This is a genomic window from Paucisalibacillus globulus DSM 18846 (assembly GCF_000482485.1).
GTDB lineage: Bacteria > Bacillota > Bacilli > Bacillales > Amphibacillaceae > Ornithinibacillus > Ornithinibacillus globulus.
Window position 1 is genome coordinate 128,460 of the sequence record NZ_AXVK01000020.1, and the last position, 20,343, is coordinate 148,802.

At 35.3% G+C, this 20,343-nt stretch carries 19 protein-coding genes and 1 pseudogene; 5 read left to right on the forward strand and 15 right to left on the reverse strand.

Going from position 1 to position 20,343, the window contains the following annotated elements:
• Positions 1–86: 86 nt before the first annotated feature.
• The 4 genes from fur to K332_RS0105795 form a co-directional block, all read right to left on the reverse strand.
• Entirely contained in the window at positions 87–545 is a 459-nt protein-coding gene (gene fur, locus K332_RS0105780; RefSeq protein ID WP_026906613.1) for a ferric iron uptake transcriptional regulator, read from the reverse strand.
• Positions 546–632: 87 nt separating this feature from the next.
• The gene (spoIIM, locus tag K332_RS0105785) at positions 633–1,289 is read right to left on the reverse strand and encodes a stage II sporulation protein M (RefSeq protein WP_026906614.1); all 657 of its coding nucleotides are present in this window, start codon (positions 1,287–1,289) and stop codon (positions 633–635) included.
• Between the two features lie 180 nt (positions 1,290–1,469).
• The gene (locus tag K332_RS0105790; RefSeq protein ID WP_026906615.1) at positions 1,470–2,639 is read right to left on the reverse strand and encodes an endonuclease Q family protein; all 1,170 of its coding nucleotides are present in this window, start codon (positions 2,637–2,639) and stop codon (positions 1,470–1,472) included.
• 1 nt (position 2,640) lies between these two features.
• Entirely contained in the window at positions 2,641–3,186 is a 546-nt protein-coding gene (locus K332_RS0105795; protein ID WP_026906616.1) for an NUDIX hydrolase, read from the reverse strand.
• Positions 3,187–3,327: 141 nt separating this feature from the next.
• On the opposite strand from K332_RS0105795, the gene K332_RS0105800 reads away from it, so the two are divergent.
• Entirely contained in the window at positions 3,328–4,239 is a 912-nt protein-coding gene (locus K332_RS0105800; protein WP_026906617.1) for an aldo/keto reductase, read from the forward strand.
• Between the two features lie 50 nt (positions 4,240–4,289).
• On the opposite strand, the gene K332_RS0105805 is transcribed toward K332_RS0105800, so the two are convergent.
• The 3 genes from K332_RS0105805 to K332_RS0105815 are packed head-to-tail and all read right to left on the reverse strand — an operon-like array spanning position 4,290 to position 6,377.
• Positions 4,290–4,610, reverse strand: a complete 321-nt coding sequence (locus tag K332_RS0105805; protein WP_026906618.1) for an iron-sulfur cluster biosynthesis family protein — start codon at positions 4,608–4,610, stop codon at positions 4,290–4,292.
• A 23-nt stretch (positions 4,611–4,633) separates the two neighbouring features.
• Positions 4,634–5,428 (reverse strand): SDR family NAD(P)-dependent oxidoreductase, encoded by a 795-nt coding sequence (locus K332_RS0105810; protein ID WP_026906619.1) that lies wholly within the window; start codon positions 5,426–5,428, stop codon positions 4,634–4,636.
• Positions 5,418–6,377, reverse strand: coding sequence for an MBL fold metallo-hydrolase (locus tag K332_RS0105815; protein ID WP_026906620.1), 960 nt, complete (start codon positions 6,375–6,377; stop codon positions 5,418–5,420). Before K332_RS0105815 ends, K332_RS0105810 begins: the two co-directional genes overlap by 11 nt.
• Positions 6,378–6,626: 249 nt before the next feature.
• On the opposite strand from K332_RS0105815, the gene K332_RS0105820 reads away from it, so the two are divergent.
• From K332_RS0105820 to K332_RS0105835, 4 genes are read left to right on the forward strand one after another with little or no spacing between them, the layout of a single operon-like run.
• Complete coding sequence (locus K332_RS0105820; RefSeq protein ID WP_036688189.1) at positions 6,627–7,370, forward strand: glycerophosphodiester phosphodiesterase; 744 nt, start codon at positions 6,627–6,629, stop codon at positions 7,368–7,370.
• A gap of 18 nt (positions 7,371–7,388) precedes the next feature.
• On the forward strand, positions 7,389–8,405 hold the full coding sequence (namA, locus tag K332_RS0105825; RefSeq protein WP_026906622.1) for an NADPH dehydrogenase NamA: 1,017 nt from the start codon (positions 7,389–7,391) through the stop codon (positions 8,403–8,405).
• Positions 8,406–8,416: 11 nt separating this feature from the next.
• The gene (gene rnz, locus K332_RS0105830; protein WP_026906623.1) at positions 8,417–9,340 is read left to right on the forward strand and encodes a ribonuclease Z; all 924 of its coding nucleotides are present in this window, start codon (positions 8,417–8,419) and stop codon (positions 9,338–9,340) included.
• Positions 9,341–9,362: 22 nt separating this feature from the next.
• Positions 9,363–10,724: an aldehyde dehydrogenase gene (locus K332_RS0105835; protein ID WP_026906624.1), complete on the forward strand. Its 1,362-nt coding sequence runs from the start codon at positions 9,363–9,365 to the stop codon at positions 10,722–10,724.
• A gap of 54 nt (positions 10,725–10,778) precedes the next feature.
• On the opposite strand, the gene K332_RS0105840 is transcribed toward K332_RS0105835, so the two are convergent.
• The 8 genes and pseudogenes from K332_RS0105840 to mce form a co-directional block, all read right to left on the reverse strand.
• Entirely contained in the window at positions 10,779–12,014 is a 1,236-nt protein-coding gene (locus K332_RS0105840; RefSeq protein WP_026906625.1) for a DNA polymerase IV, read from the reverse strand.
• Between the two features lie 142 nt (positions 12,015–12,156).
• Positions 12,157–14,160, reverse strand: a complete 2,004-nt coding sequence (locus K332_RS0105845) for a TRAP transporter permease (RefSeq protein WP_026906626.1) — start codon at positions 14,158–14,160, stop codon at positions 12,157–12,159.
• Positions 14,153–14,680, reverse strand: coding sequence for a DUF1850 domain-containing protein (locus K332_RS0105850; protein WP_026906627.1), 528 nt, complete (start codon positions 14,678–14,680; stop codon positions 14,153–14,155). Before K332_RS0105850 ends, K332_RS0105845 begins: the two co-directional genes overlap by 8 nt.
• Positions 14,681–14,838: 158 nt before the next feature.
• Complete coding sequence (locus K332_RS0105855) at positions 14,839–15,786, reverse strand: TAXI family TRAP transporter solute-binding subunit (protein ID WP_026906628.1); 948 nt, start codon at positions 15,784–15,786, stop codon at positions 14,839–14,841.
• A 364-nt stretch (positions 15,787–16,150) separates the two neighbouring features.
• Positions 16,151–16,621: pseudogene (tnpA, locus tag K332_RS21970) on the reverse strand (IS200/IS605 family transposase).
• Positions 16,622–16,808: 187 nt separating this feature from the next.
• On the reverse strand, positions 16,809–17,936 hold the full coding sequence (locus K332_RS0105865) for a M20/M25/M40 family metallo-hydrolase (RefSeq protein WP_026906629.1): 1,128 nt from the start codon (positions 17,934–17,936) through the stop codon (positions 16,809–16,811).
• A gap of 18 nt (positions 17,937–17,954) precedes the next feature.
• Positions 17,955–19,511: an acyl-CoA carboxylase subunit beta gene (locus K332_RS0105870; protein WP_026906630.1), complete on the reverse strand. Its 1,557-nt coding sequence runs from the start codon at positions 19,509–19,511 to the stop codon at positions 17,955–17,957.
• Positions 19,508–20,326: a methylmalonyl-CoA epimerase gene (mce, locus tag K332_RS0105875; RefSeq protein WP_026906631.1), complete on the reverse strand. Its 819-nt coding sequence runs from the start codon at positions 20,324–20,326 to the stop codon at positions 19,508–19,510. The genes K332_RS0105870 and mce overlap by 4 nt, the downstream gene beginning before the upstream one ends.
• Positions 20,327–20,343: the final 17 nt, after the last annotated feature.

A 20,343-nucleotide genomic window follows, 5' to 3' on the forward strand; every position in this document is an offset into this window, starting at 1 on the left:
CATAGTGAACGTACCCTTATTCTACACTAAAAGTTTAACAATGAAAAATATAATAATGCCTTCTCATTATTGAAAAGGCATTTTAGTTACGTAGTAGATTCAACTGTAGCTTTTTGACAAGTTTTACATAATCCATGGAAAGTTAATCGATGGTCCTGTACTTTAAAACCCCATTCACTTTCCACTATTTTTTCAACATCACCTAACAAATCATCCATAATCTCTTCAACGGACCCACACTCAATACAAACTAGATGATGGTGAAAATGTTCGGCACCTTCTTTTCGTAGATCGTATCTGGAGACGCCATCGCCAAAATTAATTTTATCGATTATTTTTAGTTCGGATAATAATTCTAATGTACGATACACGGTTGCAAGACCAATCTCAGGTGCTTTATCTTTTACTAATAAAAATATGTCTTCCGCACTTAAATGGTCAGCTTCACGTTCAAGTAAAACACGTACAGTTGCTTCTCGTTGTGGAGTTAGCTTATAGCTTTGTGCATGAAGTTGTTTCTTTATACGATCAATACGATGTTCCACGGCGATCTCCTCCCTCATATCCCATCTTTATTATATGCACATGATTAAGGAGTGTCAAAGTATAAAGTGCAACTCCAACTGAAACAATTAAATAGACTTCCCGTCACTATACAGTGATTTAATAAAAGAAACCATTGCCTCATTTGCAATATATGCCTCAATCAGTGCTGGTACAATGGAAAGTAAAAGCATAATAACAAAAATCGACACGTATTTTACAAATGGTTGTAAGACTGGCTGAGAAAAGGATGCTTTTCTTATAAATAATTTATTTAACAAACCAAGGGTAAATATCATCGAAAGACTACCCGCTAATATATATATTGGGATAACAATTATATTTTGAGGTGCAATCGAAAATGTTGCAAGTAGAAACCCTTGAATCCCTAATTGACTTACAATAAAACCAACCGAAAATCCGACCACTAACCCTTTTAAGAAAATTAATACCCAAACAACTGGTAGACCAATTACTGATAAACCTAATATAAATAATAGTAGTAAATATTTAGCATGGTATAAAAAGCTTTCTTTCAGTATTTCATTTTTATCAATTGTATTATCTGTCGTAATATAACCGAAAAATCGTTCTAAATTAAAGAAAAGATCTTGTTTTTGTATCGTTCCCATACTATTTACAACAATTGCGCCGAATGCTACCCCTGTGAGAAATAGTATAAGCATAAAGACATAAATTGTTGCGTGCGTTTTGATATGTTCCATTGCAAGAGTACGTTTATTCATTGGAATCCTCCATTCACTTGTCCATTTAATAAAAGTTATGAAGAATTCCTATTAAAAATACCTATCAAATCTATTTTTCATATTAGAAAAACTCTCATTCACTTGTGCTAGCGTGAATATATTAGTTCTTCTATCCATGCAAACTGTTTTTATATTTTCTTAAAGACTAGAAAAGTTCTATTACGTATCAGAAACACTACCATATTTTCCGCCACCACCTGCATGAATAGACAATTTACCTTCTCTCATTAAAATAATAGATTTTGCAATATGCTCTGGTACAACTTCAGCTAATTTTTCATACGAGACATGATGGATGATATTCATTTCTGTATCAAAATGATCTAGTAATTTTTTAAACGTTTTAGGACCTAATTTCGGTAAATATTCTAATGGAACCTGGTATAAATATGGAGGACGTTCATTATAGTCACCTTCAAAGTTAGCAAGTTCTTTAATTCTATCTGCTACACCTTTTACAATCTTTTTAGAACCGCAATTATCACATACCAACATATTTGGGTTCATTGCATTTAGACATTTATCACAAACCGTATTATGGTACTTTCCAAGCTTTGGGTTCATCCCGAAATTACGAATGATTTTTCTCCCATCGACTCTATGTAATGCATAGTTAAATTCTTTAAAAGAAGGTTCTTCCATAAGCACTTCTTGGTACTCTCTTCCAATTTTAGCAAGTGAATGTGCATCGGAATTTGTAACGAATGTATACGAATGTAGCTCCGTTATTTGATCAGCCATAGAAGTATCGGAACTTAATCCCAATTCAATACCATCAATTAAGTCTGAGTCAAATACCTCTTTTAAAGAGGAAAAAACACCTCTACCGTATAGACTCTTATATGGTGTGAATACATGTGCTGGAATAAAAATTCCAGAAAGCTCTTTTACTTTATATTGAAGATCCTTAGCAGAACCGTAATACCGTTGGGAGCTTAGTGTAATGTTTTTCATCTTGGTTATTAGCCATTCAGAAAACATTTCCATTTCCTTAAGACCTGGAAGATAACAAAGCACATGAATAGGACCATGGCAATTTTCATCATATACTTCAATTTCTGAACCAAGAATTAATGTTACCTCTTCAAATCGTATTCCACCTTCCTGAAGTTCATAAGCTAATCCCTTATCCAATAATTGCTTCAGTTCAAGCTGAACATTTGGAGACTGACAATCAATCACACCTATTAATTTAATCCCTTTATTACGGCTAGCTTCTTTTAATATATTAGTTATTGTTAAATTTTTAGATGCTGTAATTTTTACAGGTTTGTCAAAGATATCTTTTCCAATATGAATATGCATGTCTGCAAAGTAGGTGTTCAACATGCTATAACAGCTCCTGCATCTCTAAGTATAAAATTGCATAATTAGTTTTTGCATCGTGGATACGTTGTTCTTTTACGTATTGTTTCGCTTCTTCCAATGTTAATTCAAGAATTTCAACGAATTCATCTTCATCTAACGCTGGTGGCATATCTAATTTTTCTAATTCATTCGTCAGGTAAATATGCATCAACTCATCAGCAAATCCCGGAGATGTATAAAAAGAAGTAACCTTCGTTAAACTTTTAGTCGTGTATCCAGTCTCTTCCTCAAGCTCACGCAATGCTGTTTTTTCAGGCTCTTCACCCGGTTCAAGTTTACCAGCGGGGATCTCAATTATAGACTTTTCCAGTGGCTTACGATATTGTTCGACGAAAACAATCTTTTTATCCTTTGTAATGGGAATTATAGCAACAGCCCCAGGATGTTTAATTATTTCTCTTTTAGCTTCTTGGCCATTTGGGAGCAACACATTATCCACTTGTAGCCTAACTACTTTTCCTTCATATATAGGTTTTGTATGTATCGTTCTCTCTTGAAACTTTTCCATTTTTGTCACCCTTTAACTATAAGATTCTACCTGATATTACAGTACATTTTAGCACAAGCACTTCTGTAAGTTAATTTTTCCCGCCTTTTAATTTGGCATAAGTATTTTATTCAAATATGATTAGGATAGGAGGTTGTTTTTATGAAGAAAAATAGAATCGGTAAGTCAGATATAGAAATATCCGCTTTAACACTTGGATGTATGTCTCTCGGAACAGATAAAGAAAAAGGGAAAAAAATCATTGATTTCGCATTAGATATAGGCATTAATCATTTAGATACAGCTGACCTTTATGACTTTGGATTAAATGAGGAAATTATCGGAGAAGTAATTAAAGGTAAACGTGACAAAGTTATTCTTACTACAAAAGTGGGAAATCATTTTAATAAGGAAAAAAAGAACTGGTTTTGGGACCCGTCAAAAGCCTATATTAAATCTGAAGTAATAGAAAGCTTACGTCGATTGCAAACAGACTATATTGACTTTTATATGTTACATGGTGGAACTTTAGAGGACCCAATTGAAGAAACAATTGAAGCATTTGAGGAATTAAAAAAAGAAGGGATTATTCGAGCGTTCGGTATCTCCTCTATCAGACCAAATGTTATTAGAGAATTCGCAATGAAATCTTCCATAGATGGTGTGATGACCCAGTATAGCATGTTTGACCGTAGACCAGAGGAAAACACATTAGATTTACTTTACAAAAATAATATCAGTGTACTTGCAAGAGGACCTCTTGCTAAAGGAATGTTAAGTAATCGAGCCGAACAACAAATAGATAATAAAGGAAAAGATGGCTATTTAGACTACACTTATAAGGAGCTTAAAAATATACATAAAAAGCTGTCAGCATCTACTGATAATCTAAATGAAATATCTCTAAAATATGTATTAAAACACCCAGCAGTAGCAAGTGCAGTTTTTGGTGCAAGTTCAATCGAACAAGTAAAAGAAAATACTTTATTTGATATGAAAACAAATCTCTCCGATGAATTTTATAGTCATTTAAAATCTTTAACAAAAGCTATTAAATATGATCAGCATCGTTAAAAGAATGAATTAAAAATAGAAGCTTGAAATCCAAGCTTCTATTTTCGGCTCTAATCCAAAATATTTGTAGTCGGAATAAACGGGTTTAATATCCCCTCTGGACTTGATAAGCGAAATGTTGCACCTACAAAATCTAGCTTCATATTTTCAGCAAAGAAAACAGATTGCATTTTATCTACAATTGTGGGAATAGCTAAATTCTCCACTTCTATATGACTTTCTTCCGCTTGCTCCACTAAACTAATTGTTGGAACACCATTAACTCCACAACCACATTCAACCGTGTCATAGCGCAATAGAAGATATTTGTAATTGTTATGATTTAATTCTTTTATTTTATCAATAGCACTTTCTGTTATAGTTAACTCCATGTTTGTTCCCCCTCAGGATGCTGTTATTTTTTATTAAATTGTTTCTTTAATACTCTTTCCATCATACCAGGGAAAAGTTGATAAAATCTACTACCAAGATCCATCCAAATGGGCAGGTTTATTTCTCGCTTGTTTGTAAATAAACACTTCCCTATTTTAATTGCGACCTTTTCTGGATTTAACATATATTTTGCAACATTTTTTTGATAGCTACCTTCTGGATCTGCATGGGTAAAAAAGTTCGTTTTAACTGGTCCTAAATTAACCGCAGTAACATGGATATTATTTTCAACGAGTTCTTGACGTAATGCATTGGTAAATCCAAGAATAGCATGCTTTGTTGAAGCATATACAGCTGATTTTGGTGTGGATATTTTTCCAGCTTGCGAGGCAATGTTTACTATATGTCCTGAATTATTTGCTTTAAAATGTGGTAAGAAAAGTTTCGTCATTCGAATGACCGCTAGCACATTTAAACGAAACATTAACTCAACATCTTCCCATTTCGTATTCTCCACATATTGGAAAATACCAGTACCTGCATTATTAACAAGAGCATGAATCACATCATGTTCACGGATAATTTTTGTAACTACTTCGTCTATTTCATATTCATCAGTTAGATCTACTTTGTAGTAAAACGCTCTAATTTGAAACTCCTCTTGTAATTGTTGCTGTAATTGCCTGAGTTTGTCTAGGGAACGGGCAAGCATAATTGGAATTCCTCCATTTGCTGCAATTTGTCTAACTAGCATTTCTCCAATTCCACTCGAAGCACCGGTTACAACAACTTTTTTCCCTTGATAATTAGTTTGCATGGTAGTATAAAACTCCGTCCTCGATTGTTTTTGTTACCAATCCAATATCCTCTAAATAATCTAACTGACCAATCGTTTCTGACATCGTTAAATCGATTTGTGTTTCATAATGTCTAGGAAATATCTGCTCACACAATTGAAAAGGAGTTTGGGCATATTCTTTTAATAAACTAAGTACTTTATTGGCACGGCTCTCTTGTTTAGCAATTCGCTGTGGAATTACTTCTTTAACATTAGAAAATATCGCCCCATGGCCCGGTAAAACTTTTTTGATATCTAATAATAAACATTTCTCTAAATTGGCTCGGTATTGTAATAATGGTTTTGGTCTCTCTGTCTCCCCCATAATTGGAGGTTCCATAATAGGATTTGGACTTATATGCTGCAATAAATGATCTCCACCGATAAACGTACCATCTTCCCCTAGGAATGACAAATGACTTTGCGCATGTCCCTTTGTTTCAATAACCTTAAACTCAGGGTGCCCAGGTAATACATCATCTTCATCAATTTCTATTGTCAGGCTCCCCTTACCTGCCCATTCCAACTGGGCTCTTAATTTATCTAATAACGAACGGAAACGACGTGGTACACCATTTAAATCAAAATAGTCATAATAAAATGCCTCAAAATGATTAAAATATTCTTCATCCCTTATAATCCACGGATTCACATTTTTATGACCAACAATATTCTTCACATTATCAAACCTATCTATTAAACCTGTATGGTCGGGGTGATGATGCGTTAAAATAATTTGTTCCAAATCACCTGGCTTATATCCAATTTGTTTCAATTGCTCAACAATTGCTTTCCAAGCTGCTTCTGTCCGAACACCTGCATCAACTAAAGTAAGAGAATCTCCCTTCAAAAGATATACATGTGTATCCCCGACAGCAAAAGGCGTTGGAACAGTCATCTGATGTATAGATTTCTTAATTACTACCAACTTACTTCCCCTCGATTCTATGAAATTTGTATAATTTATTAATTCATTTTTATTTTTTTTATTAAAGTATGTATTTTATACAATCGGCATTGAATACCCATAGAATGAATAACCATTCATTCACTTATTATCATTTTAACGCTAAAATAAAAAGAAGTCACTTATCAAAACTTCTAAAGTAAATCTCCACCTGTGTATTTGTTGACTTTCCCACTCTTTTCCAACAAAATCAAACTAGAGGTGAACAATTTGATAACAAAAATTATAGCTCACCGGGGAGCAAGTAAACTAGCACCCGAAAATACGATGTATGCCTTTGTACTGGCGTATAAGCTTGGAGCAGAAGGCATTGAAACAGACGTTCAATTAACAAAGGATGATGTTCCAGTCTTAATCCATGATGAAACAGTAAAACGAACAACGAATAGTAGTGGATATGTAAAGGACTTTACATATGAAGAACTTAAGAGATTAGACGCTGGTTCATGGTTTTCCCCAGAATTTTGCGATGCTAGAATTATTACCCTAGAAGAATTTTTAAAATGGATAAAACCGAAAGATTTATGTATCAATATAGAATTAAAAAATAATAAAATTGAGTACAATAATTTAGAAACAATTGTATATGACATGCTGAAGCATCATCGCTTACTCGAACGGACAACATTATCAACATTCAATCCGAATAGTGTAAAGAGACTAGTAAAATATCAGAATAACATTGAAATAGCTTTTCTTACTTCCAAAAGAAACCCAAATCTAGTGGAATATGCCAAGAATTTAGGAGCAAATGCACTTCATGTAAAGTATCGATTGGTAAATCAACAACTTATGGAACAAGCACAAAAGCAGAATATGCCTGTTCGTGTATATACTGTAAATAAATTTAAGCGTATGGCACATTGTTATCACTTAAATTGTGATGGAATTTTTACTGATGTTCCCTATAAGGCTCTTACCTTTCGAAAAGTATTTCAGTTTAACAAACAATGATAATCGGAGGTAATATATATGGCGAAATTATTTTCACCAATTAGATTTAAAGATGTAACACTAAAAAATCGAATTGTAATGTCTCCAATGTGTATGTATTCATGTGACAATCAAGATGGAATCATTACACCTTTTCATATGACACATTATATTTCTCGAGCTGTTGGTGGGGTTGGTTTAATTATTCTGGAAGCTACCGCCGTAGAACCTGCAGGGAGAATTTCAGCTGAAGATTTAGGTATATGGGATGATAATCATGTTAGTGGATTAACAGATCTAGTAGAACAAATCCATACCAACAATACAAAAGTGGGAATACAACTCGCTCATGCTGGAAGGAAGGCAGAAGATGAGAAATTTACTTTTTCTCCGTCCCCCCTCGCCTTTAATGAAAAATATCAAGTTCCTACTGAATTAGATATTCCAGGTATCAAGAGAATTGTGAAGGCTTTTGCAGATGGTGCCAGTCGGGCAAAGAAAGCTGGATTTGATGTAATAGAAATTCATGCTGCACATGGATACTTAATTAACCAGTTTTTATCTCCTTTATCCAACCAGCGCTCCGATGAATATGGAGGAAGTAAAGAAAATCGTTTTCGCTTCCTTGCTGAAATAGTTGAAGTAGTAAAAAATACGTTCGATGGACCAATCTTTGTCCGCATATCTACCGACGAATATCATAAAGATGGAAATACAATAGATGATATTCTATATTTTGTAGATAAACTTAAAGATATGGGAATTGATTTAATAGATTGTAGCTCAGGCGGTGTCATTCCAGCAAAAATAAAAGTTTATCCTGGTTATCAAGTAAAAAGATGTGAAACGATTAAACAGGAAAAAGAAATCCCAACTGGTGCTGTCGGCTTAATTACTACTGGTATTCAAGCAGAAGAAATCCTTCAAAATGAGCGAGCAGATCTTATATTTCTTGGTAGATCTTTATTAAAAAACCCATACTGGGTGGTTTCCGCCGCAGATGAATTAACATATCCACTAGAGGCTCCAAAACAGTATAAACGTGGGTGGAGATAGGAGGTTTGGGCATGGAGTTATATTTCCTTGGTACAGGCTCTGGTGTACCTTCAAAAGAAAGAAATGTTTCAAGCCTAGCATTAATGTTACTTCAAGAAATAAATAGTATTTGGTTATTTGATTGTGGTGAAGCAACACAGCATCAGATACTACATACTTCAATAAAGCCACGAAAAATCAATAAAATTTTCATTACACATCTGCATGGTGATCATATCTTTGGATTACCTGGATTATTAAGTTCACGTTCTTTTCAAGGTGGCGAGGATGAATTAGTTATTTATGGTCCAAAGGGTATTGAGGAATATGTTAATACAAGTTTGAAGTTAAGTGGAACACATATAACCTATCCCCTATCCTTTGTTATAATTGAGGAAAGTAAGATATTAGAAGATGAGCATTTCATTGTTTACTGCAAGAAGTTAGACCACGGTTTACCTAGTTATGGATTCCGGATTGAAGAAAAGAACAGGCCTGGAGAATTACAGGTTGATAAATTAAAAGCTCAAGGGATTAATCCAGGACCTATTTATCATCAAATAAAGGAAAATGATACTACAATTTTAGCAGATGGTCAAAAAATCCATCGAAACGAATACATCGGTCCAGATAAAGTTGGAAGGCATGTAGTTATTCTTGGAGACACTAGGTCTACAGAGAAAAACATAGACTTTGTTCAAAATGCTGATTTACTGGTTCATGAAGCTACTTTTGACAAGGATAAAGTAGACTTAGCTAGAGAATATTTCCACTCCACCACCGAGCAAGCAGCATGCCTTGCAAAGTCTGGAAACGTGAAGAAGTTAGTATTAAATCATATTTCATCAAGATATCAGCAACAAGAAATAGAAGAGCTATTACAAGAAGCAAAAGCAATTTTTCCGAATACCGAAATTGCAAGTGACTTCTATCAAGTTAATATCCCTGCAAATTAAAAGGAGTGGTTGGTAGGTGAATATAAAGGAAATAGTATTAACTCAACGTAAGTTTTACTTAACAGAAGCTACATTCGACTATCGATTCCGCATCGATATGCTTCGTTCATTAAGGACTATGCTAGAAAAGTATGAAAAAAGCATTTATAAGGCATTAAAACAAGATTTAAATAAATCTACATTTGAAACCTTTACAACCGAACTTGGTTTTCTATATAACGAAATCAAACATACTGAAAAAAATCTAAAAGACTGGATGCAGGATGACCCTGTTGATGTTCCTCTTACACATAAAGGTACGAAAAACTTTATTCGTAAAGAACCATATGGGGTTACACTAGTCATTTCGCCATGGAATTATCCATTACAATTGGCGATAGCCCCTGTCATTGGAGCCCTCGCTGCAGGTAATACAGTAGTGATTAAACCATCTGAATTCAGTCCTTCCACTTCCTCTCTAATTGCAAAAATGATTGGGGAAACATTTGACCCCAAATATGTTGTCGTTATAGAAGGTGCCAAACAAGTTAGTGAGGAACTCTTAAATCAGAGGTTCGATTATATCTTTTTCACGGGAAGTACTGCAGTAGGAAAAGTTATTATGCGGGAGGCAAGTAAATTTCTTACTCCTGTTACATTAGAACTTGGTGGAAAGAGTCCTGCGATCATTGATAAGGATGCCAATATTCCTTTGGCAGCAAAGCGTTTAGTATGGGGAAAGTTTACCAATGCTGGCCAAACTTGTGTTGCTCCGGATTATTTATATATACATGAAAAAGTAAAAGATAAACTGCTCAAAGAAATGAAAAAACAGATTAAAAGTATGTACAGTAAGAACGCACGACAAAATGAAAATTTTGTTCGCATTATTAATGAAAACCACTTTAATCGATTGTTAAGATATTTATCAGATGGAAATATTGTTCATGGTGGTGAAGTAGATCAGGATCAATTAAAGATTGAGCCGACAATACTCGATTCTATCACTTGGGATGATGCCGTTATGCAGGATGAAATCTTTGGCCCAATATTACCAGTACTTACTTTCGAATCAGTTGATGAGGTCATTACAGAGCTAAAGTACCGTGAGAAACCACTAGCTCTCTATTACTTTGGTGAGAAGGAAAAAAGCCAAGATAAAGTAATGACTAGTCTTTCATTTGGTGGTGGTTGTGTTAATGATACGTTATATCATTTAGCAAATCCAAACCTGTCTTTTGGTGGTGTTGGTCAAAGTGGCATGGGAGGCTATCATGGTAAACATAGTTTTGATACCTTCTCCCATCACAAAAGTATCTTAAAACAAACTACGAAATTCGATATTCCACTTCGCTATCCGGGCGGTAAACTAGCTTTTTCTATTTTAAAAAAGGTTATGAAGTAAGAAAACAAAAAAACAATAGGACCATCGCTGTCCTATTGTTTTTTTGTTATTAAATCATTTCTTAAAATCATCTAAAAAGTCTTTTTGAAAACTAGTACGTGGCTGCTGATTAACGTCTTCTTTTATGTCTATAAATGGATTCTTACCTAATTTTTGTGTTAAATGCTCAATAGCAGAATATAGTTTTTCCTTTTCAGCATCTTTCTCATATGTAAATAAATCTAGCTGTTGTACGATATTCTGCTTTTCTTCTATATCCTGGATAGTTATTCCTAGTAATCGAATTGGTTCCTTATCCCAATTCAATTCAAATAGCTCCAGAGCTACTTGAAGTATATCTTCTTTTTTCTCAACAAAGTTAGGTAGTTTCTTACTACGGGTAATAGTTCTTCTATCATGGTATCGTACCGTGATTTGTACGGTTCTCCCTGCTGCTTGCTTCCGCTTCATTCGTCTTTCTACATTTTCTGCTAATGCTGAAAATAGTCCATTAATTTCTACTTCATCTGTCGTATCTGCAGGCAACGTTTCCGAACTACCAATACTTTTAAACTCGTTTACAGCATCAGGATCCACAGATCTAAGATCAAGTCCATTTGCACGATTCTTTAATCGTTCACCATTGATACCTAGTATTTGCTTTAATCGATATACATCTGATTCAGCCAGGTCTCCTATCGTATTAATATCAATTGCAACCAACTTTTCTGCGGTTTTCTTACCTACACCATACATTTCACCAACAGGTAACGGCCAAAGTTTCTCGGGAATATCACGTTTACGAAGTACCGTAATTCCCATAGGCTTTTTCATATCGGATGCCATCTTTGCTAGGAACTTATTAGGAGCAATTCCAATACTACATGGTAAGTCAAGTTCCTTTTTAATTTTCTGTTGTAGGTTTTCTGCTAACTGAATTGTTTTATATGCTTCAACTACATCCGTAACGTCCATATAACCTTCATCAATTGAAACTGGTTCAACAAAAGGTGTAATAGCATACATTATTTTAAATATTTCACGAGATGCATATCGATAGCGTTCAAAATTTGGACGGACAACTAATAATTCAGGACATAGTTTTTTGGCTTGCCAAATGGGCATCGTTGTTTTTACCCCTTTGGCTCTCGCTTCATAATTACTAGTAATAATAATCCCTCTTCGTTCTTCAGGATTACCAGCAACTGCTAGTGGTTTCCCTTTAAATTCGGGATTGTAAGCCATCTCTACCGATGCATAAAAACTATTCATATCCAAGTGAAAAATAATCCGCGCCTTATTTACCTTCATCCAAATAGACACCTTTCCGAACAGTTGTTTCTATATAATATTATAACATAAAATGGCTAACCATTTTATCAAAATAAAAAGCAATCCGTACAGTTAATTAAACTTAAGGATTGCTTTTTTACATTCTCTCTTGTTCTGCATGTTAAGCACTTATATTCTGTGATGGAGTTCCAGTACCTTTATCCTTCCCAATCGTAAATTGGTAAACTACCATCAATATGAAAATTGCAAGTCCAATTAGGTCAGAATAACCTTCTGGATAGACAAGTAATAAACCAGCAACTACCGATATCATTCTCTCAACCCAGTTCAATTTTCGATACCAAAAGCCAACTAAACCAGCTCCTATCGCCACCATACCTGTAATCGCAGTAATAATTATCCACAATATACCCCAGAATGTAACATCAATCATTAATATTTGCGGTTCAAAGACAAACATATATGGAATAATAAAGGCTGCAATAGCAAGTTTAGTAGCATTAATAGCAGTTCGCATTGGCTCCCCACCTGAAATTCCCGTTGCTGCAAAGGCAGCTAAAGCGACCGGTGGAGTGATATCTGCAACAATACCAAAATAGAAAACAAACATATGAGCTGCAAGTATTTCCACAGGTGCATCCAAGTGAACATTAAGTGCTAGTATAGCCGGTAATGCAATTGTGGAAGTAATAATATAGTTTGCTGTTGTTGGTGATCCCATTCCAATGATTATGGAAGTAATCATAGTAAAGATTAACGTTAATAATAATAATATATCTGGATTTGAAGTAATTGTTTGTGCAAATCCTACAATTCCATGTCCTAGCTTCAAACCAAGTCCTGTTCTTGTTACGACTCCAACGATTATCCCAGCAGCCGCTGTTGCAGCTGCAACTCCTAATGCTGCCTTTGCTCCATCCGTCAATGCTATTAACAATTTCGGAAAGGTAATTCTAGTATCCTTCCTAAACAAACTTACTATAACTGTAAATATAATCCCAAATAATGCCGCCCTTGAAATACTAAATCCCATATCCATGAAGAAGATAATAGCAATAATTGGTGTAAGTAAATATATTTTTTTGAATACTTCTTTTTTGGGCGGGATTTGGTCTGCCGGTAAACCTTTTAACCCAACTCTTTTCGCTTCAAAATGCGTCATAATCCATATTCCAGAAAAATATAAAATTGCAGGAATTACCGCAGCTTTAATAATCTCCATATAGGGAACACCTGCAAATTCAATCATTAAAAATGCTGCAGCCCCCATAACAGGTGGCATGATTTGTCCTCCAGTTGATGCTGCAGCTTCAACCGCTCCTGCAAAGTTCTTATTATATCCTAGCCGCTTCATCATTGGAATTGTATAAGAACCTGACTGCACAACGTTAGCAACTGAACTTCCTGAAATGGTTCCTTCTAGTGCACTAGTGAAAATGGCAACCTTAGCTGGACCACCAGTTCTTTTACCAGCTATAGCGATTGCTAAATCATTAAAGTAATCCCCCACACCTGTTTGCATAAGAAAAGCTCCAAACATAATAAATAGGAAAATATAAGTGGAAGATACCATTAAAGGAGTACCTAAAATGCCATCTGTAGTAAAAAACATTGTTTCTACAAGTTGATGTAAACTTAAGCCTTTATGTGCCAATACCCCTGGCATATACGGACCTAACAAAGCATAAAGCAAAAATGCAAATGATACGATAACAAGTGGTAAGCCTACTACCCTTCTTGCTCCTTCAAAAACAAGTAGTATGGCTAGACTCCCAATAATTAGTTGGGAAGTATCAATCCCACCAATCTTCTGAACTAATGTTTCATAAAACAATGGCCAATAGGAGCAAACAATAATTGCTAAAACTGCAAGAACATAATCATACCACGGAATAGACTTACGTGGACTTTTCTTTAATGCAGGAAATAACAAGAATATTAATACTAGCGCAAAGCCTAGATGGATTGTCCTTTGAATGACGGCTGTTAGCTGACCAAAGGCAGCGGTGGATATTTGAAATGCAGAAAAGCCAAGCAAAATAATGATGATAGCTATACCAATATACCCTGTTAATTTCCGCGATCTCGACTCCGAATCATATTTCTCCATTAAAGCTTCTTGTTCTTCCTTAGACAACTGCAATTGTTCATTCACTTCAGTCATGGATTATCACTCCTTTGAAAGATTGCCAGAGAGATAGCTTTTCTACTTTCACTGTATACCAAGATGCTTGTGGAAAATAATCATTAAACCAAACAAGATGTTCCTCATCTTCTCCCCAAACGAGGCGTTGTTTGGAAACTGTTTTTCCATTTCGAATATTAATAGAAGTAAAAGTTCTATTTAAATTGGTAATTCGGTATTTTCCATCCTCTTGGACAAAAGTCTCCCCTTCCTCTGCGTTCGATGGCATTCCTATACCAAATTCCTCATAAGTAATTTCTTCGGCATCAATATCCCCATTAGAAGTAATCCTAAATTTTTCAACAACATCCGTTAAATGAATGGAATGCGTATAAATTATTTGAAAAAAATCCCCCGACTCTATGGGCAAGTAAGCTACTAATTGGTTTGAATTCCCATTATAGAATACAATTGCTTGCCTGACGGGTATGAAACATATTAATAATAGACCTAAAATTACTATGGAAAGAAATATTTTTCTCCGATGAATGAATTTCATTTGAATCATCCTAAAAATTGGTTTAAAATACCTCATTTTTTTTGACTCTGTTGAGTTAGTGTATGAACAAGTGAAATGATTTCATTCCTTTCCCATCCACAAAAACTAACCGACTGTAGATGCTATGAGCGCATTCACAGCCGGTAAATATCTACAACTTATTCAAGGATTCCAGCTTCTTTGAAATATTTCTCTGCTCCGGGATGAAAATCTATACCAATACCGTTTAAAGCATTTTCAAGTTTAATAAATTCTGCTTTAGCATGGGTTATTTTATCAACATTTTCATAGAGTGCTTTAGTTATATCGAATACTGTGTCATCTGATAGACTATCAGAAACTGCTATCATAGCTAAGACAGCAACAGTATTCACTTCAGAACCTAATCCATATGTACCTTCAGTAATTGTGTCATGAGCGTAATATGGATATTTTTCGATTAGTGCATCAGCTTTATCTTTTTCAATTGGAACAATGGTAACTTGATTCGTTGCTGTTAAACCTTCTACTGCTCCAGTTGGAGTTCCTGCTGTAACAAATGCTGCATCAATATTACCATCTTGTATACCATCAGTAGATTCACCAAAATCTAGGTTTTGGGCCTCAATGTCTTCCATTGTCATACCATGAACTTCTAGTATTTGTTCTGCATTAATATAGGTTCCTGAACCCGGTGCACCAACGGAAACTCGTTTACCTTTTAAATCCTCAACAGTATTAATACCGGAGTCTTCAAGTGTAACAATTTGAACTGTTTCAGGATATAGTGATCCAAGAGCTAACACATTTGTAACGGCACCTTCTTCTGCAAATGCATTAATTCCCTCAACTGCATCGGCCATTACATCTGTTTGGACAAATGCTAATTCTGCTTCCCCATCACGTAAAGCAATGACATTTGCAGCTGAAGCATTAGATGATAACGCATCAACCTTAGTACCAGTTTCATCCGTGATAATTTTAGCAATTTCTCCACCTAACGGATAATATGTTCCTGTTGTTCCACCAGTTAATAATTGATAAAATTTCTGTTCACTACAGGCTGTTAAAATAATAGTAAGTAGTAGTAAGAAGGAAACTATAAGTAGCAGCTTTTTAATCCTCATCATTTTGTCCCCCTTTTTTATAGCATGATAATAATACTTATATTAGATTATTACTTAGGAATAGGAGAAAAAAGAACTAATCCAAGGGTAAAAATATGGGTTATTATCTGTTCATTATTTGCAATTCTTCAAATAGATATTTTTTTGAAATACGCTCATAAATAAATATAGTACAGTATCTTTTCCTTTAGTATTCATATTAATAAGGAGCATTGTTAAAATGAAAAACACCAATCAAAACCACCAGTGTGAACTGGTGGTTTGCTCTGCGGCTAAAAGCCTCTGTTACCGGCCTCGGCCTTAAAGGCCCACTGAATGGTTTCCCCTTACGCACCACATCCACGCACTGATTCTAAAGAATCACTTATCTCTTTTTATTTTTTTCTCCGGTAAATGGATCAAACTCCTCGAATAACGTTAATTGATCTGCCATATAATCTTCCCGGAGCTGATTTCTAATATATTCTTCTATTTGTTTCTTATTTCTTCCCACTGTATCGACATAGAATCCTCGACACCAGAATTTTCGATTGCCATATTTATATTTTAAATTTGCATGTCGGTCGAATATCATCAAACTGCTTTTACCTTTTAAATATCCCATAAACTGAGATACACTCAACTTTGGTGGGATACTTACTAACATATGAATATGGTCTCGACATGCATTTGCCTCATGAATGGTTACACCTTTTCTCTCACACTATTCTCTTATTATTTTCCCTATACTTTGTTTGTATTTTCCATATATAATTTGTCTTCTGTATTTCGGGGCAAACACTATGTGATACTTACAATTCCATGTTGTATGTGCTAAACTATTCTTGTCCTTCATTGGGACATGCCTCCTTCGTTTATTTGATGTAGTGGTCGGGAAACCAACTATATCTTATCACGAAGAGAGGCTTTTTTTAATACCACGCTATAAGCTCCCTGGAACCCCCGGCATAGCCAGGGGTTTTCAAAAGACACAAAAAGGCTACTGAATTCTCAAATTCAGTAGCCTTATCATCTAACCTAATTTATTTACTATTCTTGGCAACTTCTTGAATAATAGCAGCCACAAGCTCCGTCACTTTAACTAGCTCATCAACCGGAATACGTTCATTAGTAGTATGAATTTCTTCATAACCCACTGCCAAGTTAACTGTAGGGATTCCGAAACCTGCGATGACATTCGCATCACTTCCTCCACCACTCTGAAGAAGTTTACTTTCTCTTCCTATAGAAGCTGCTGCACGTCTTGCAACTTCTACCACTTCATCCCCTGCTTCTTGCTTAAATCCAGGATACATTACTTTAATATCAACTATTGCCTCTCCACCCATTTCTTTAGCAGTTGATTCAAAAGCTTCCTTCATTTTAGCAACTTGCGCTTCCATTTTCTCTGGAACAAGAGAACGAGCCTCCGCTAAGATTTCAACATGGTCCACTACAATATTTGTTTGTTTTCCACCCTCAAAGCGTCCAATATTTGCAGTCGTTTCTTCATCAATTCTTCCTAAAGGCATTTTAGAAATTGCTCTTGCAGCAAGTGTGATAGCTGAAACACCCTTTTCAGGGGCAACACCCGCATGAGCCGTTTTACCTTTAATGATAGTATTTACTTTAGCTTGTGTTGGGGCAGCAACAATAATATCACCAACTTCTCCGTTACTATCTAGTGCATAACCAAATTTAGCATGGATAGTAGAAGGATCAAGTGCTTTTGCACCAACTAATCCTGATTCTTCTCCAACAGTAATGACAAACTGAACATCACCATGTTCAATATTATTTTCTTTTACTGTACGAATGGCTTCAAACATTGCAGCAAGCCCTGCTTTATCATCAGAGCCTAGAATGGTTGTTCCATCAGATACAATGTATCCATCTTTTATGGATGGTTTAATTCCTCTTCCTGGCACCACTGTATCCATATGAGATGTAAAATAGATTGTGTCTACACCATCTTTTGTGCCCTTCAACGTGCAAATTAAATTATTTGCACCATGACCTGTTATTTCTTTTGCATTGTCTTCTGCAATATCTAAGCCCAAATCTGTAAATTTCTTTTTCAATACTTCTGCAATTTCTGCCTCAAAACCTGTCTCAGAGTCTACCTGAACAAGTTCCATAAATTCCTTAACTAGTCTATCTTGATTTACCATACAATCTAACCTCCTGTGTTAAAGAGGAATATTCCCATGCTTCTTTTTAGGACGTTCCTCCTGTTTAGTTGCGAGCATTTCCAATGCTTGAATCAACTTAATTCTTGTTTCCCTTGGATCGATAACATCATCAACCATCCCCAATTTAGCTGCAATATAAGGATTAGCAAACTTATCTCGATATGTATTAATTTTTTCTTGACGAGTACGCTCAGGTTCTTCACTCGAAGCAATTTCCTTTGCAAAAATAATATTAGCAGCACCTTCTGGACCCATCACAGCAATTTCGGCATTTGGCCATGCAAATACTAAATCGGCACCAATAGATTTACTATTTAAAGCCACATAAGCCCCACCATATGCCTTGCGAACAATAACCGTTAGTTTAGGTACCGTTGCCTCTGAATAGGCATATAAAATTTTTGCTCCATGACGTATGATACCACCATGTTCTTGTTTTATGCCAGGAAAGAAACCTGTCACATCCTCAAATGTAATGATTGGAATATTAAAACAATCACAAAAGCGAATAAAACGGGCTGCCTTATCACTTGAATCAATATCTAATCCACCTGCTAAATGCTTTGGTTGATTACAAACTAGCCCAACTGTTTGTCCTTTTATTCTTGCCAGACCAACAACAATATTTTTGGCAAAATCAGCATGAATTTCGTAAAAACTATCTTCATCTACAATTTGGTGAATAACCTTCTTCATATCATAAGGTCGAGTAGAATCAAAAGGAACAATATCGACCAACTCAGGGCGATAATTTCTAAGTTCATCTTCAATATATTCACCTAACACTGGTTTCTCATTATTATTATTTGGCAAATAGGATAATAATCTTTTCACATGGTCTAATGCCTCTTCTTCATTTTTTGCTTTAAAATGGGCATTTCCACTTTTACCATTGTGAATATGAGCACCACCAAGATCCTCCGAAGATATCTTTTCTCCAGTCACCGTTTCGATTACCTTTGGACCAGTTATAAACATTTGTGATGTTTTTTCTACCATAATAACGAAATCTGTTATTGCTGGAGAATAAACCGCACCACCTGCACTCGGTCCCATGATGACAGAAATTTGTGGTATATAACCAGAGTAGATGGCATTTCGATAAAATACCTGACCATATCCATCGAGTGATGAGACTCCTTCTTGTATTCTAGCTCCACCTGAGTCATTTAAACCAATAAATGGAACACCGTTTTTCGCAGCTAAGTCCATAACTGCCGCTATCTTCTTACCATGCATTTCACCTAGAGCACCACCATACAGAGTAAAATCCTGGGCAAATAAATACACTGATCTTCCATTAATTTTACCGTAGCCAGTAACCACACCGTCTCCTGCACCGATAGAACTATTCATTTCAAAATCTGTACCGCGATTTTCGATAAATGTATTTAGTTCAACAAAACTCCCATCATCTAGTAGATAATCGATTCTCTCTCTTGCAGTCCATTTACCTTTCGCATGTTGCTTTTCAATTCTATCATCGCCACCACCAAGTTCAGCCATTCTTCTTTTATCATAGAGCTCGCTTATTTTATCAAACATATCCATCATGTCTGATCTCCCCCTGCTTCTTCACAAAGTTCAAATAGCACACCATGTGCAGATTTTGGATGTATAAATGCTATTGTCGATTGATGGGCACCCGTTTTAGGTTCAGCATTTATAAATTGAATCCCGTTCTTGGAAAGATTTCTCATTCTTAATTCAATATCATCTACATCCAATGCGATATGATGGATCCCTTCTCCTTTTTTCTCAATAAACTTATAAATCGGGGATGTATCATCTGTTGGTTCTAATAATTCAAAACGACTTTCCCCAATTTTAAGGAATGCTACTTTTACATTTTCCGATTCAACCTCTTCCATTCCCTCTAATTTAAGCCCCAATTTCTTGATGTAGAAAGGCAAAGACTGTTCAATTGATTTCACAGCTATTCCTATATGGGATATTTTTTTTGTTATTTCTTTTTCGGTTGGGCTAACTAAATCTATAATATAGTTTGCTAAATCTTCAATTGACGAACCACTTGTAAATATTTTCTTTACACCTTGTTCTACTAAAAATGGAATATCTTCAGCAGGTATAACACCGCCTCCAATTACCGGAATATCACTAGCATTTGCTGCCTTTAATTCTTCAACTACTTTTGGAAAAAGTGTTCGATGTGCTCCGGACAAGGAAGATAATCCTACTACATCTACATCCTCCTGAATCGCAGCTTTTGCAATTTGTGCAGGTGATTGTCTTAAGCCAGTATAAACAACTTCCATTCCATGATCCCTCAGTCCCTGCGAGATTACTAGTGCCCCTCTATCGTGCCCATCAAGACCTGGTTTAGCAATTAAAACCCTAATTTTTGCCATTATATATTCTCCTCCCA

What these genes read in the sequence shown, in the direction of transcription:
- spoIIM (WP_026906614.1), bottom strand. Translation starts at nt 1,289, where the DNA reads ATGAATAAACGTACTCTTGCAATGGAACATATCAAAACGCACGCAACA.
- K332_RS0105845 (WP_026906626.1), bottom strand. Translation starts at nt 14,160, where the DNA reads ATGACTGAAGTGAATGAACAATTGCAGTTGTCTAAGGAAGAACAAGAA.
- namA (WP_026906622.1), top strand. Translation starts at nt 7,389, where the DNA reads ATGGCGAAATTATTTTCACCAATTAGATTTAAAGATGTAACACTAAAA.
- K332_RS0105870 (WP_026906630.1), bottom strand. Translation starts at nt 19,511, where the DNA reads ATGATGGATATGTTTGATAAAATAAGCGAGCTCTATGATAAAAGAAGA.
- mce (WP_026906631.1), bottom strand. Translation starts at nt 20,326, where the DNA reads ATGGCAAAAATTAGGGTTTTAATTGCTAAACCAGGTCTTGATGGGCAC.
- K332_RS0105850 (WP_026906627.1), bottom strand. Translation starts at nt 14,680, where the DNA reads ATGAAATTCATTCATCGGAGAAAAATATTTCTTTCCATAGTAATTTTA.
- K332_RS0105800 (WP_026906617.1), top strand. Translation starts at nt 3,328, where the DNA reads ATGAAGAAAAATAGAATCGGTAAGTCAGATATAGAAATATCCGCTTTA.
- rnz (WP_026906623.1), top strand. Translation starts at nt 8,417, where the DNA reads ATGGAGTTATATTTCCTTGGTACAGGCTCTGGTGTACCTTCAAAAGAA.
- K332_RS0105865 (WP_026906629.1), bottom strand. Translation starts at nt 17,936, where the DNA reads ATGGTAAATCAAGATAGACTAGTTAAGGAATTTATGGAACTTGTTCAG.
- K332_RS0105810 (WP_026906619.1), bottom strand. Translation starts at nt 5,428, where the DNA reads ATGCAAACTAATTATCAAGGGAAAAAAGTTGTTGTAACCGGTGCTTCG.
- K332_RS0105795 (WP_026906616.1), bottom strand. Translation starts at nt 3,186, where the DNA reads ATGGAAAAGTTTCAAGAGAGAACGATACATACAAAACCTATATATGAA.
- K332_RS0105855 (WP_026906628.1), bottom strand. Translation starts at nt 15,786, where the DNA reads ATGAGGATTAAAAAGCTGCTACTTATAGTTTCCTTCTTACTACTACTT.
- K332_RS0105805 (WP_026906618.1), bottom strand. Translation starts at nt 4,610, where the DNA reads ATGGAGTTAACTATAACAGAAAGTGCTATTGATAAAATAAAAGAATTA.
- K332_RS0105790 (WP_026906615.1), bottom strand. Translation starts at nt 2,639, where the DNA reads ATGTTGAACACCTACTTTGCAGACATGCATATTCATATTGGAAAAGAT.
- K332_RS0105840 (WP_026906625.1), bottom strand. Translation starts at nt 12,014, where the DNA reads ATGAAGGTAAATAAGGCGCGGATTATTTTTCACTTGGATATGAATAGT.